This is a genomic window from Methylosinus sp. H3A (genome assembly GCF_015709455.1).
Lineage (GTDB): Bacteria > Pseudomonadota > Alphaproteobacteria > Rhizobiales > Beijerinckiaceae > Methylosinus.
The window spans coordinates 1,843,006-1,855,721 of the sequence record NZ_JADNQW010000005.1; the positions used below are offsets into that span (position 1 = coordinate 1,843,006).

Sequence of the window (12,716 nt, forward strand, 5' to 3'; positions counted from 1 at the left end):
ATCCGGGAAGGCCCCGGATCGCCTCCCCGCGTTTACTTCACGAAGGCCAAGTCGAACAGCGGCGGTTCGTCTCCCTCGAAGAAGACGCCGCGCTCGCCTTTGTCGCGCCCGAACTCATATTTGCCCGAGATCACGAAAGTGCGCTGCGGGAAGGGATGGAACAGGAAATATTTGTAGTTGCCGATGTTATCGATGCCGAAGTCGAAGCTGACATGCTTGTTCCACTTGTAGTGGATCTTGGTGTCGACGACGAAGAAGCGGTCGAAGCTCTGATAGACGCCATGAGCGATGTCGTTATTGGCGAGCGTCGTCCACATCTGGCCCTGATAGCGGGCGGCGACGGTGAAGGCCCAATGATCGTCGGGCCGATAGGTCGCCTCCATGGTGGCGCGCCAATCCGGCACGTTGGGCACGCGCTTGCCGGCGACCGAGAGCGCCCAATTATCGTAGTTCGTGCCGCCCGAAGGCGCCCATTTGCTGTCGGAGATGACGCGGGCGTTGAGATAGGTCACGCTGCCGATGAGCTCGAGGCCTTTGACGACGACATTGTCCTTGCGCGCCGCGAGCTCGACGCCGCTGTTGCGGACGCGATCGACATTGGTCGTCTGTGACGCGGTGAAGTTCTGCCCGGTGACGAAAGTGCTCTGCGAGATGATCGCGTCGCGCACTTCTTCGTCGAACAGAGAGACGCGCACCGAGCCGTCCGCGCCGATCTTGCGCTCGACCGCGAGCTCCTTGCTGAGCGCCACTTCCGGCCGCAGATTCGGATTGGGATTGACCACCGTGCCGGTCGCGCCCGGAATGGTCGTCAGATTATAGAGCTCCTTGGCGGTCGGAAAGCGATTGGCGAGGCCGATCGAGCCGGTGACCGTCCAATCCTCGTCCGGCGTCCATTGCAGCGAACCCTTGGGCGAGAAGCGCGTGTGATAGAGATTGGGCTGGTAGATCGGCAGCATGCTCGCCGCCGTCGCCGTCGACCCGAACCCATTGGCGGTGATGCCGCCGAGCGACTGATTATAGCCGTCCGTCGCCGTCCAATGCTCCCAGCGGCCGCCGACCGTGAATTTGAACTCCTTCGAGATCTTCCACGAATCTTGCGCCCATAGGGCCTGGGTGCGGGTCGTGCCATTGCCGATGGAGGCCGCGACGCCATAGGACGACGCCATGCCGCTGGTCCAATTGGTGGTGAGCCATGTGGGATTGTTCAGATGGAACTGATCCCCGTGCAGGCCGAAGCTGATGTCGTGCCCGGCGAGGACGCCGTCCGGCCGCAATATGCCCTTGAGGTCGAGCAGCGTCCAATAGGTGCCGTTGTAGCGGACATCCTTGCCGGTCGAGGAATAGCCGACCGGCGCCGCCGTATAGGGCGAGCGCTGGTCGGACTGGAGATAGGTGAAATGCGACGCCGAGACCTCGAAGTCGAAGGGCCCGCCCGTATTGGATTTCACCGCCAGGGCATTGGTGAGCATCTTCTCCTGGACGCGGTAATAGCCGCCGCCGAAGCTCTGCATCGCCGCGGAGCCGATGCCGCCCGCGCCGCTCGCCGAGCCGAAGGCCTGCGAGCCGCTCGAGAAATAGGGCTGCGGAATCGAGGTTCCGTCATTGCTCCAGAAGCCGAGCGTATAGGTCGCGCGGATCGTCGGCGTGAAATCGTACGCCAACTTCAGCTTGGCGTTGACCATGTCGTTCTCGAGATTGCCGGTGGCTCCGAGAACGGTCGCCGGCCCGCCGAATTTGGTGTTGCCGAAATAGGCGCCCGGCCAGCCGTAGAGGCTGCTCGACGTCACATAGGTGAGCGGCTGTGTCGTGCCATGGGCGTAATTGCCGGTGACGAACCAGGAGAAATCGCCGATCTTGTCGCCGACAGACGCGCTCGTCACTTCGGTATGGAACAGCTTGCTCGTTCCATAGAGCGAGAAGTCCTGCAGCGACACGGTCTGCTTGGCGGTGACTTCCAGCTTGTCGGGCATGCGGGTGGTGATCTGCAGCACGCCGCCCATCGAATTGCCCGGATATTGCGCCGAGAACGGCCCGTAGAGCATGTCGACGCGCTCGATCTCCTCCGGCGCGACGAGGCCCCAGCGCGGCGCGCCGATGCTGTTGTCGTTGCCGATGAGCGCGGTGAGCAGGAGATCGTCCGCATAGACGAGGCTGCGGGCGCTCGACGCCACGCCCCAAGTGCGTGTCTGCAAGACCGCCTGGGTGTCGCCGCTATTGCGTTTGCGCACGAACAGGCTCGGCAGATATTTGACGACGTCTTCGGTGTCGATGACGTTGACCGTCTCCTCGATCTGCTTGCGGGTGACGCTGGAGACGGTGTTCGGCAACTTGAATTTCTCCACGAAGGCCGGCTTGCCGTCGGGGAGCGTCGGCGACCAGACGGAGGTCGTGGCCGGCGCGGGCCGGCGCGATTGCGCGGGTTGTCCTTCCCCGGCGACGTCGATCGTCGGGAGCGCCTCCTGAGCGCTGGCCGGGAGAATCGCCGCCGAGCAGACGACGAAGAGAGCGCCGGCGGAGACGCCGCGCAGCAAATGATGACGATGCATAGTCCGATATCCTTCCCCTGACGCCCTCTTTGTCCGAAGGGCGCGCGTCGAGTTGCGGCGCGTCGGTGCCGCGGCGGTGTCGCGTCAGGAGAAGGAGGGCGGGGCGCGCGTCGGCGCGTTGTCGTCGTCGCGCGAGAAGGGAACGCCGGCGAAGACGGTGTGAACGCTCGCGTCCTCGGCGCGGAACGCCAGAGCGTCGACCCATCCCGCCGAGGCGAGAAGCGGGGGCGCGCCCACGCCGAGCTCGCAGAAGGCGCATGCGCCGTGCCGGTGAGATTGATCGCTCTTGGGGGCCTGCTCGGCACGATTGCCGACGCCGGACGAAGCGCTCGCGTCGGCATGCGCGACGAGGCAGAGCCGCGCCCCATCGCCGCTCGAGGCATGCGTTCTCCAGCCGCCGACAGGCGCCGTCAGCGCCTGGCCCAGCAGGGCGAGAAGAAAGAGGATCTTGGCGATCGTCGCCGCCATCGCGCGCGTTAACTCTATCGATAAACCAGCTGCGAATTAGCGCGCTCTTCCAAATAAATCCAAGACCCCGCAGATTGTCAGAAGTTAAAAAATCCGTTAAGAGACATTTATGTCACAGACGGGGGGACAGCGCATAGAAATGCGTGCGATCTGCGCGATCGCCGCCGTTTGCGCGCTCGTTTTCGCTCTCCTCGTTTCCGGCGCGCCGCATCGGCTTTCGAGCGCGGCCGCCGATGGGCCCGCGGCCGAGCGTGTCGCCGCCCGCAGCGTGTGCCATGACGCGCTCTCCGACGCGAATGGCGGAACGCCCGACAGGCCAGTGAAGAAAGGGGCGCACTGCCCCTGCTGCCTCGCCGCGCATTCCGGTCCGGCCGTGCTTCCCGACCGCATTTCCGTCGCCCTGCGCCGCGAGATCGCAGCGCAGCCCGCCGTCTATCGCGTCTTTGCCGCCTCGCCGCCGCCTTTCGCCTTGTCGCAGGCGGTCAATGGCGCCCGAGCGCCGCCTGTCGGCCGCACTCTCTCCTGACGAAAGACGGATTTCGCGCCCATTGCGCGCGGGATCGGCGAAGCAGAGTTTCGGCGGCTCCTCCCCTCCCTCGCGAGCGGGGCAACGCCGTTGGACGAACAAAATCATAAGCAACAACAATCAACTGATCCGCGGCGGCCGCTGCGCGATCGGGGAACCCCAAGCGCGAGTGCGTCCCATGGATTATGGCTCAATTTCTCCTGTCACCATGTTCCTGAACGCCGGCCCAGTGGGCAAGGTGGTCATGGCCGTCCTGCTGTTGGCGTCGGTATGGACCTGGGTGTTGATCGTCGAGGGCGTCGTCGCCGTCGTGCGTATCGGCAAATCGGCGCGCTCTGCGCGCTCCGGCGGGCCGGCGGGCCTGCTCGCGCCGATCGAGGCGGCCGGCGAGCACGCCGCGGGCTTCGATCTGCCGGGCGAGTCGATCGGCGAAAAGCGCGAGCGCGTCGCCGAGATCATGAGCCGCGTCGGCCGCGAGCTGATGACCAAGGCGGAGGGCGGCCTGCCCAATCTCGCCGTCATCTCCTCCGTCGCGCCCTTCATCGGCCTGTTCGGCACCGTATGGGGCATCATGACGAGCTTCGCCGGCATCGCCCAATCGCAGGACACCAGCCTCGCGGTCGTCGCGCCGGGCATCGCCGAGGCTCTCGCCGCCACCGCCTATGGCCTCGCGGCCGCCATTCCCGCCTCGGTCGGCTATAATCGCATCGGCGCCGCTTTCTCGCGCGCCGGCCAGCAGGTCGCCCATTATGTCGAGGACAAGGCGCTCGCCATCACCAGCGGCCATCTGTCCACGACCAGAAAGCGGGAGGCTGCGTGATGGCCGGACTTCCGACGCGCTTCAAAAATGGCGACAGCCTCTATCAGCCGCTCGCCGACATAAATGTGACGCCGCTCGTCGACGTCATGCTGGTGCTGCTCATCATCTTCATGGTGACGGCGCCCCTGCTCGCCAAGGGCATGAAGGTCAATCTCCCGCAGGCCAAGGCGGCGCAGCCGCTCAATCCCAAGGAGCCGATCGTCGTCGCCGTCTCCAAGGACGGCAAGGTGGCGCTCGGCGCCGATGAAGTGTCGCCCGAAGCGCTCGTCGACGGGATCAAGGCGATGATGGGCTCCGACACGAGCCGCGTCGTCCATGTGCGCGGCGACAAGGAGGCCAATTACGGCGAGGTGATCGCCGTGATGGACAAGCTGGCGACCAATGGCATCACCCATATCGCCATACTCACCGACTCGCGCGCGAAAGGCGCGGCGACGCCCGCGGCGGCGAGCCCGGCTCCGGCGGCTGCGACTGCGGCTCCCGCGGGAGGGGTGGCGAAATGACGGATGCGACCCTCTCGTCCTTCGCGAGCGGCGCGTCGTCGGACGCCCCGCCGCCCGTCAAGCCCGCCTGGCTGCGGCCGGCGAGCGTCGCCGGCGTCGTCGCGGCTCATGCCGTCGTCGGCTGGCTGCTGCTGAAGCTGGCCATACCGAACATCGCCAGCCTCGACGCCGTCAGCATGGAGCTGGTTCCTCAGGGCGATTTCTTCGAATCGCAGGAAATGGCCGCGGCGGATGAAGAGCCGCCGCCGCCCGAGGAGATCGAGCAGCCCGATCTCGCCATTCCGCCGCCGCAGGTGATGGCGCCGGAGGCGCCGGCGCTGCCGCAGCAGAAGGAAATCGTCGAAAAGAAGAAGAAAGTCGTCGAGAAAAAGCGCGAGGTCGAGCACGACGTAAAGCGCGAGGCGCAGGCCAAGCGCCGCATCGGCGCCCCGGAAGGGCAGTCGCAGAGCGAAGGAATGTCGCAGAGCGTTTATAGAGCCCTTCTCGCGAAGGCGATTCGCGAACGTACCCCGGCGAGATCGGCGGTCGGCGGCGGCTCCGCGAACGTCACTTTCTATGTGACCGCGAGTGGCGGCATTACCGGCGTTTCCGCCACCGGCTCATCCCCCGCTCATGCCGCGTTGGCGCGGCAGATCATGGCCTCCGTGCATGCTCCGCGTCCGCCAGAAGGCGGCTTTTTCTTCCAGCAACATTTCAATTTCAGCGACCACTAAAAGCAACGAGAGGCCGAATTATGAGACTGATCTCCTATGCCCTCGCCGCGGCGCTCGTCTCCACTGCGGTCCTTGCGGTGGAAAGCGAGGCGACCGCGCCGACCGCGGGCGCCGCTCCCGCGGCGGAAACGCCTGCCACTCCCGCCGCCACGGAGCAGGCCCACGCGGCCAAACCCGTCAAGTCCAAGGCCAAGACGATCAGCGCCGGGGCCAAGGACGCGGACAAGGACAAGGACAAGGACAAGGACAAGGACAAGGACAAGGACAAGGACAAGAAGCAGGCCGAGAAGGCGAAGCCCGCCATTTCGAAGCAGGCCTATGTCAAGCTGCTCGCCGCGGAGATCAAGCGCCACACGCCGAAGGCGTCGGACGCGCAGACCGGCTCGATTCATGTCGCCTTCACCGTCGGCTCCGGCGGCCGCGTGGTGTCGCACAAGGTGCAGAGCGCCTCGAATCCGGCGCTCGAGCCCGTCGTCAATCAGATTCTCGCCGCGGTCCGCACAGTGTCGCCGCCCGGCGGCTCCTTCTCCGCGGTGCAGGAATTCAACTTCCACTGAGGCGTATGCGCGCGGCGGCCCTCGCGCCGCCGCGCGACGAGACATGTGGACATCAAGATGAAACGCGCAACGCTCGTTCTTCTCCTCGCTCTTCCGGCCGCCGGCGCTTTCGCGACCGAGGCCGACAAAGCCGGCGTCCCGGCGGCGCCCGCGGCGCCCGCTCCGGCGACGACGGCCTCCTCCGGCCTCTCGCAGAGCAAATTCCTCGGACTGCTCTATAGCGAGATCGCCAAGCGCACGCCGACGACGAGTCCGGCCGGCGCCGGCTCGGCGACCGCCAATTTCCACATCGACGCCGCGGGCAAGGTCGACAAGGTGACGATCGCTCAGTCGAGCAGCCCGAAACATGCGGAGATCGTCCGCAAGATTCTCACGGGCCTCGAGACCCCGCCGCCGCCCGGCGGCTCTTTCGAGGGTTCGCAGAGGTTCAACTTCCACTGATCGCAAGGATCGTAGACATGATGATCCGCCCGCCGCTCGCCCTCCTCGCCCTTTTCGTCGCCTCCGGCGCACTCGCCCAGGAGAAGAGCAACCGCGAGGAGAGAGCGGGCCAGATGGGCCATGCGGCGCCGCCCGCCTGCTCCGAACCGCTGCCCAAATGCGCAGTCAGCGCGACGCCCTCCTTCGGCGCCGACGGGCGGCTCTGGCTGACCTACGCCGTCGCTGGCAGGATCTATGGCGCGATGTCCAGCGACAATGGCAAGAGCTTCGCGCCGCCCTTCGTCATAGCGACGCCGCCGGGAACGCTCGACGACAATGGCGAGGCGCGGCCCAAGATCGTCGCTCTGGCCGATGGGACTTTGGTGGTGAGCTACACCACTCGGCCGGAGAAGAGCTACGACGGCACGGTCTACGCCACGCGCTCCACGGATGGCGGCAAGAGCTTCTCCGCGCCGCAGCCGCTCGTCGACGACAAGGGCCAGCGCTTCGAGACCTTCATCGTCGGCCCCAAGGGGCGCATCTTCGCCGCCTGGCTCGACAAGCGCGACGCCGCCAGAGCCAAGACCGCCGGCGAGAGCTTCGAGGGTAGCGGCATCGCCGTCGCATGGTCGGACGATGGCGGCAAGAGTTTTGCGGGCAAGAGCATATTGCTCGACCATTCCTGCGAATGCTGCCGCATCGGCGCGGCGCTCGACCGCGACGGCCAGCCCGTGTTCATCTGGCGCCATGTGTTCGAGAATAATCGCCGCGACCATATGGCGGCGAAGCTCTCCGCCGACGGCAAGACGCTGGTCGGCTCGCGCGTCAGCCTCGACGATTGGTCGACGAGCTGCCCGCATCAGGGGCCGGCGATGGCGATCGACGCCGCCGGGCGTTGGCATGTCGCCTGGTTCACGCGCGGCAAGACGCGCCAGGGCCTGTTCTACGCGCGCAGCGAGGACGGCGGAAAGAGCTTCTCCGAGCCCGCGCGTCTCGGTGATCCGGAGCGCGCCCCACAGCGCCCGCAGCTGCTCGTGGCGGGCGACAAGCTCTATCGCGCTTGGAAGGAGTTCGACGGAACGACGACCACGATCCTCGTCCAGACGTCCCGCGACGGCGGCGCGAGCTTCGATGCGCCGCGTCCGCTCGCGCAGACGGCGGAGGCCTCGGACCATCCGCTGCTCGTCGAGAGCAAGGGCGTCGTCTATCTCTCCTGGCTGACGCATGAGGAGGGATATCGGCTCATCCCGGTGGAGCGCGGCCACGCGGCGGCGCCCGCGCGCAAATCCACGGCGGAACTCGCGCAGAAAGCTCGGTGAGTCTCGCGCCGACGCCGCCTCAGAAGTCGGATTTTCGCACGCCGCGACCGGCCAGAACATAGGCAGTGAGGCCGACGCCGTTCGCGATCGGCGTCGCTCTGCGGAGGCGACCTATCCTCACACGCTCATACGTACGCACGGCGCCGGATAGATCGATCGACGCTCGGCGCGTTATATCGAACGTAAAGGCCGAGGACTCGCCCCTCGATCCGCCGCGGGAGCTCCGCGGGTCGCGCGGCGCATGCTCGATGTGTGACGCGCCGCCGAGAGGACCGAGAATTGGGCCGATTTCGAACAGCCGGCGCTTGGAGTAGCGCTTGGAGCGTCGACTCGCTTGAGCCGCGACGGTTGGCGTTTTTCCTCGTGATCTGCTTCCTGGCGTGGCGGATCATTTGCCATGCGGCGTCCGCTTTGCTGACGCCGCACGATCCGCGCGCCGCGCTCGCTTGGGATGCCGTCGATCCTGCGGCGTTCACCAATCTCGCCCAAGACGAGCTGGCGAAGACCGGCGACGCTCATTCGCGGTTGGCGAAAGACGCAGCGGCGCGTCTGCTCGCTGTCGACCCGCTCGCTCCGGGAGCCTTGTCCCTTTATGGAAAGGCGATCGCGCAGCTCGGCGACGCGGCGCGCGCCGACAAAATTCTGCGAGTCGCCGCCGCCCATCTGCCGATCGATCTCGTCGCCCACGCATGGCTCTATGATCGCGCGCTCGAAACGGGAAGATTGTTCGAAGCGCTGCCCGAGCTCGACATGCTGCTACGCGCTCGTCCCTCTTTGGCGCCGCGGCTGGCGCCCTCTGTCCAAGCGCTGCTCGAAGCCGGGGACGCGGTCGAAGTTCGGTTCTTTCGATTGCTCGCGACCGCTCCTCCGTGGCGAGCCGCATTGCTCGCTCAGCTTGCGGAGAGACTCCAGAATCCGAATGCGCTGATCCGGCTCTTTGGTCGCTTGCAGGCGTCGACGGCGCGCCCGTCGACCGATGAGATGGGCCTCTATCTGGCGCGGCTCCTGCGCGATGGTCTCTATGACGAAGCCTATTCGGCGTGGCTCGTTCATTTGCCGCCGGACCGACTATCTCGATTGGGCTTGCTCTACAATGGGCGATTTCAATTTCCGGTGTCGAATCTGCCGTTCGATTGGATGTTCACGCCGGTGAGCGGCGCGTCGATCGCAGTGGCGGAGGATGAAGAGCGCAAATCGCTGAGCGTCGAATTCTATGGCGCGCGCGTTGCTTTCGCGAATGTCTCGCATTTGCTCATGCTCGCGCCCGGTCGATATTCGTTCTCCGGCGCCGGCGAGACCGATGATCTGGAAAACGAGCTCGGGCTTAGGTGGCGGATTTATTGCGCGCCCAAGCCGTCCGAGACGTTGGCGACAACGCAGCTATGGAAGAACACGATACCGTTGCGAGCATTTCGCATCGAGTTTTCGGTGCCGAACAGCGGCTGCGAAGCGCAGTGGCTCAAGCTGGAGATTCCAGTGCGCGTCGCTCTCGACGCAGATGTCAGTGGTAGCGCACGCTACGTGAATCTCGCAATCGAAAGCGTTGTGAAGTGAGCCGATATTGCAGGCGTTCGAATGGACCGGCGACTATGCGCGTGTTATCTTCGACGAACATGCTCCGCATGGACGACCACCTTTTTCGGGGGTTTCAATGAAAAGAATTTTTACGACGATCGCCATTCTCGCTCTCTGCTCGACTCGAATGGCAATGGCCGGGAGCTCGACGCCAAGTCCCGAGTCGAGTCAACGTCAAAACATCTGCGGCGTCGGCATGGCGCGTTTGACGAGTGTGAAGGGCGGCGTGCTCTTGTCACGCGGCGGTTCGTTCTCGGAATTGCGAGACGGCGCTCAATTGTCTCCCGGCGACCGCATTTTGGTGCGCAATGGCTCCGCTAACGTCGCGCTCGGCGAGACGGTCGCCTTTCGGGCGGGTGCGGGCACGATGGTGACCATCGCCGAGCAGGATGGCGTCGTTTGCGCAAAGCGGGTGTCTTCGCATCCCGCGACCGTGGGCCAAGCCGAGTCGTTCGACGCGACGCCTTATGTCGTGGGCGGCGCTGCGGCGATCGTCGTAGGCGTCGGGGTCGGCGCGGGCGTCTCGAGTACGAGCAATAATAACGACGAGCAGCAACGCAATGCGGCGCTGCTCCTGCTCCAGTCCTTGAGCAATTGACGCGAGCGCTGTCTCGCCATGCGCAAGATCGAAGCGCTCTGCGGCGCCGCTATAGCGGCGTCGCTGCTATTCGGCGGCGCAACGCATAAAGGCAGCGTTTCGGACTTTGCGGTTCAGCTCGCCGCGCTTCCGCTGCTCGCTCTGGTCGCGCCGGAAATCGGCCGGAGTCTAAAAGGCCGCCGCTGGATCGCCGCGCTCATCGGCGTGATCGTCGCTGTTCCTGTCCTGCAACTCATCCCCTTGCCGCCGGCTCTCTGGCGCGCGCTGCCGGGACATGGGGCTGTCGTCGAGACATATCAGATCGCCGGCCTCGATCTGCCCTGGCTCGGCGTATCGATCAGCCCATGGGCGACGTCGAGCGTAGCCTTCGCTCTGGCTCCGCCGATCGCGATATTTCTCGGCGTCCTGGCGTGTCGCGCCGATGAACGGCGGCGTCTGCTGATGCTCGCCGCGCTCATCGGGATCGCGAGCGTTCTGCTCGAGGTCATGCAGATCGTGCAAGGGCCCGAAAGCTCGCTCCGGTTCTACCGCTTCACGGATACGCTGGCCGGAGTCGGGTTTTTCGCGAACCGAAACCATACCGCCGCCTCTCTATATTCGCTGATACCGCTCGCGGCGTGTGTTTTCGAGCGGTCTCCCTTGCGTCGCTCGACATATGGCGTTCTCGCCATATCCGGCATGTTCATGATTTTGGCGCTGGGTCTCATGATGACGAGATCGCGCTCCGCGCTCCTCTTCGGCGCGGCTGCGGCGGCGCTCACCTATGCGCTCATTCTGAGCGATCGGATCGGTGGAGCGAGGGGCGGCAAGGTAGGCGCCTATTTCATAATAGCGCCAACTCTCATTGTTACGAGCCTATTGGCGCCGTATTTCGGGTTGACGCAAATACTCGACCGATTTTCCGGAAACGTCGCCGCCGATGCGCGTTGGACGGTGTTTCGGGTCTCTTTCGACGCGACGAGGGCGTTTCTTCCTTTCGGCTCGGGCCTGGGGACATTCGATCGCGTCTATCCGCTCTTCGAGCCGACGACCATGATCGTCCCGGCGATCGTCAACCACGCCCATAATGATATTCTCGAACTGGGGATGGAGCTCGGGCTCGTCGGATTGCTGATCATCGCAGGTTGGCTCGCCGCGACGCTCGTCAGCGCCTTGCGCAATTTCGAGGAGCAAGACCCGGCGTTGAAAAAAGAACGATTTGCAGCGCTCATCGTCGTGTGGCTCCTATTCGCGCATTCTCTGATCGACTATCCGCTGCGGACGTCGGCGCTCGCGGCCGTCTTCGCAATGTGCTGCGCCATCATCTGCACGAACTCGAATTCCGTCGCGCGACGAACCGAAGAAGCGTCGAAGCGAACGGAATTCGTCTACGATCGATGAGTCTTCGGGACGTCTCCAGACAATCGGGCCGGGCTTCGCCGAGGCGACTACACGCGCGACGTTACGGTGTCGTCGGCCTCGCTCTCGCCTTTGGGGGATGTCAGAGCGTATCCATCGCGCCGCCGCGAGACGCCGGCGGCAATCTGCGCTCCTATGTCGCGGATGTGCAACGGCTCAATGCGGAAGGCGCTCCAAAAGCCATTCGTGGCGTTTGCGCTTCGGCATGCACGATCTATCTTGGCGTGAAGAATGTCTGCGTGGAGCGGACGGCGCAACTCTGGTTCCACGCGGCGCATCTGCCTGGCGATTCACATCCAGACGCTCTCGGCTCGCTCGAAATGCTCGCATTCTACCCCCCGCGCGTGCGCGAAAAGGTCATCCGGTCAGGAGCGTTCGACAGCACGGATTTCGACAACTCCAAATCGATTTCCGGCGAAGAACTCATTTCGATGGGCGTGCCCGCTTGTCGATCCGCCGATAGCGGAGCGTCGTGAACCGAGTTTCGACCGGCGCCTCGAAGAGAACTCCCGACCCCGCCTTAGAATCTTTCGGCGTTTCATTGAAACACCGAAAGACTCTCGGCTTTTGTTTTGAAGCGTTTCCAACGCCGAACCGGCGTCCGCTTCGGCTGGAAACGCTCTAGCAGGAGGCGATCTGCGCCAGCGACAATTTGACCTTGATCGGTCGGCTGAGCAATTCCATGAGAACGATGATGCGATCACGTTCGTCCATGTCGATGACCGTCGCGACGAAGTCGTGAAAGGCGCCTCCGGCGATGCGCACCTGCTGGCCGATCTCGAATGGGCGAGCCGGCTTGGCGATCACGCCGTCGATCTCTCTTATTCGGAGATCGTCGATGAAATCTCCGGGAAGAAAGCTCGGCTGATCGCCGGAGCGAACCAGAGCTCTCACGCCGAATGTCGAGGAGATAGGCGCCCAGCGCGTATCGGAAGCGATTTCGACGAAAATATATCCTGGAAACAGCGGCCGCGAGACATCTTGCATGCGGCGCGCATGGCGAATGCGTTTGAGCACCCATGGGCAATAGACGTGGAACCGCTGGCGGATCAGATTTTCGACAGCGAGGCGCTCACGATTGGGCTGCGTGCTGACGACGATCCATCCGCGCTGGCGATGCATGAGAGCGGCTTCGACGACATTATCTCTATCTTCGAATGACACCATGTTGGACCTCGACTGCTTCATCGATCCGGTGACGACGGATCACGCTCCGCTGCGGATTGCCCGCGCAGAATGAGGCGATGCGACGCAAGTTCTGAGGCGCAGACGG

At 64.5% G+C, this 12,716-nt stretch carries 14 protein-coding genes; 11 read left to right on the top strand and 3 right to left on the bottom strand.

From position 1 onward, the window contains the following. Positions 1-32 precede the first annotated feature (32 nt). Both IY145_RS11585 and IY145_RS11590 read right to left on the bottom strand, forming a co-directional pair. On the bottom strand, positions 33-2,546 hold the full coding sequence (locus IY145_RS11585; RefSeq protein WP_196408356.1) for a TonB-dependent receptor: 2,514 nt from the start codon (positions 2,544-2,546) through the stop codon (positions 33-35). Between the two features lie 84 nt (positions 2,547-2,630). Then, the gene (locus IY145_RS11590; RefSeq protein ID WP_196408357.1) at positions 2,631-3,014 is read right to left on the bottom strand and encodes a DUF2946 family protein; all 384 of its coding nucleotides are present in this window, start codon (positions 3,012-3,014) and stop codon (positions 2,631-2,633) included. Positions 3,015-3,123: 109 nt separating this feature from the next. Here IY145_RS11590 and IY145_RS11595 point away from each other — a divergent pair, with 109 nt between their 5' ends. From IY145_RS11595 to IY145_RS11645, 11 genes are all read left to right on the top strand, one after another. Next, positions 3,124-3,540: a DUF2946 family protein gene (locus IY145_RS11595; protein ID WP_196408358.1), complete on the top strand. Its 417-nt coding sequence runs from the start codon at positions 3,124-3,126 to the stop codon at positions 3,538-3,540. Between the two features lie 178 nt (positions 3,541-3,718). Then, positions 3,719-4,360, top strand: a complete 642-nt coding sequence (locus IY145_RS11600) for a MotA/TolQ/ExbB proton channel family protein (RefSeq protein WP_196408359.1) — start codon at positions 3,719-3,721, stop codon at positions 4,358-4,360. Beyond that, entirely contained in the window at positions 4,360-4,863 is a 504-nt protein-coding gene (locus IY145_RS11605) for an ExbD/TolR family protein (protein ID WP_196408360.1), read from the top strand. The genes IY145_RS11600 and IY145_RS11605 overlap by 1 nt, the downstream gene beginning before the upstream one ends. Beyond that, entirely contained in the window at positions 4,860-5,576 is a 717-nt protein-coding gene (locus IY145_RS11610) for a hypothetical protein (RefSeq protein ID WP_196408361.1), read from the top strand. Before IY145_RS11605 ends, IY145_RS11610 begins: the two co-directional genes overlap by 4 nt. 20 nt (positions 5,577-5,596) lie before the next feature. Continuing rightward, on the top strand, positions 5,597-6,133 hold the full coding sequence (locus IY145_RS11615; protein WP_196408362.1) for an energy transducer TonB: 537 nt from the start codon (positions 5,597-5,599) through the stop codon (positions 6,131-6,133). A gap of 57 nt (positions 6,134-6,190) precedes the next feature. Beyond that, complete coding sequence (locus IY145_RS11620; protein ID WP_246721978.1) at positions 6,191-6,574, top strand: energy transducer TonB; 384 nt, start codon at positions 6,191-6,193, stop codon at positions 6,572-6,574. Positions 6,575-6,591: 17 nt separating this feature from the next. Then, complete coding sequence (locus IY145_RS11625; RefSeq protein WP_246721980.1) at positions 6,592-7,872, top strand: sialidase family protein; 1,281 nt, start codon at positions 6,592-6,594, stop codon at positions 7,870-7,872. Positions 7,873-8,220: 348 nt separating this feature from the next. After that, entirely contained in the window at positions 8,221-9,426 is a 1,206-nt protein-coding gene (locus IY145_RS11630) for a lipopolysaccharide assembly protein LapB (RefSeq protein WP_196408363.1), read from the top strand. Between the two features lie 217 nt (positions 9,427-9,643). After that, positions 9,644-10,045, top strand: a complete 402-nt coding sequence (locus IY145_RS11635; protein WP_196408364.1) for a hypothetical protein — start codon at positions 9,644-9,646, stop codon at positions 10,043-10,045. An 18-nt stretch (positions 10,046-10,063) separates the two neighbouring features. Next, complete coding sequence (locus IY145_RS11640; protein ID WP_196408365.1) at positions 10,064-11,425, top strand: O-antigen ligase; 1,362 nt, start codon at positions 10,064-10,066, stop codon at positions 11,423-11,425. Then, on the top strand, positions 11,422-11,919 hold the full coding sequence (locus IY145_RS11645; protein WP_210332658.1) for a hypothetical protein: 498 nt from the start codon (positions 11,422-11,424) through the stop codon (positions 11,917-11,919). Before IY145_RS11640 ends, IY145_RS11645 begins: the two co-directional genes overlap by 4 nt. 145 nt (positions 11,920-12,064) lie before the next feature. Here IY145_RS11645 and IY145_RS11650 read toward each other — a convergent pair whose 3' ends face one another. Further along, positions 12,065-12,610: a transcription termination/antitermination protein NusG gene (locus IY145_RS11650; RefSeq protein ID WP_246721982.1), complete on the bottom strand. Its 546-nt coding sequence runs from the start codon at positions 12,608-12,610 to the stop codon at positions 12,065-12,067. Between the last annotated feature and the right edge of the window lie 106 nt (positions 12,611-12,716).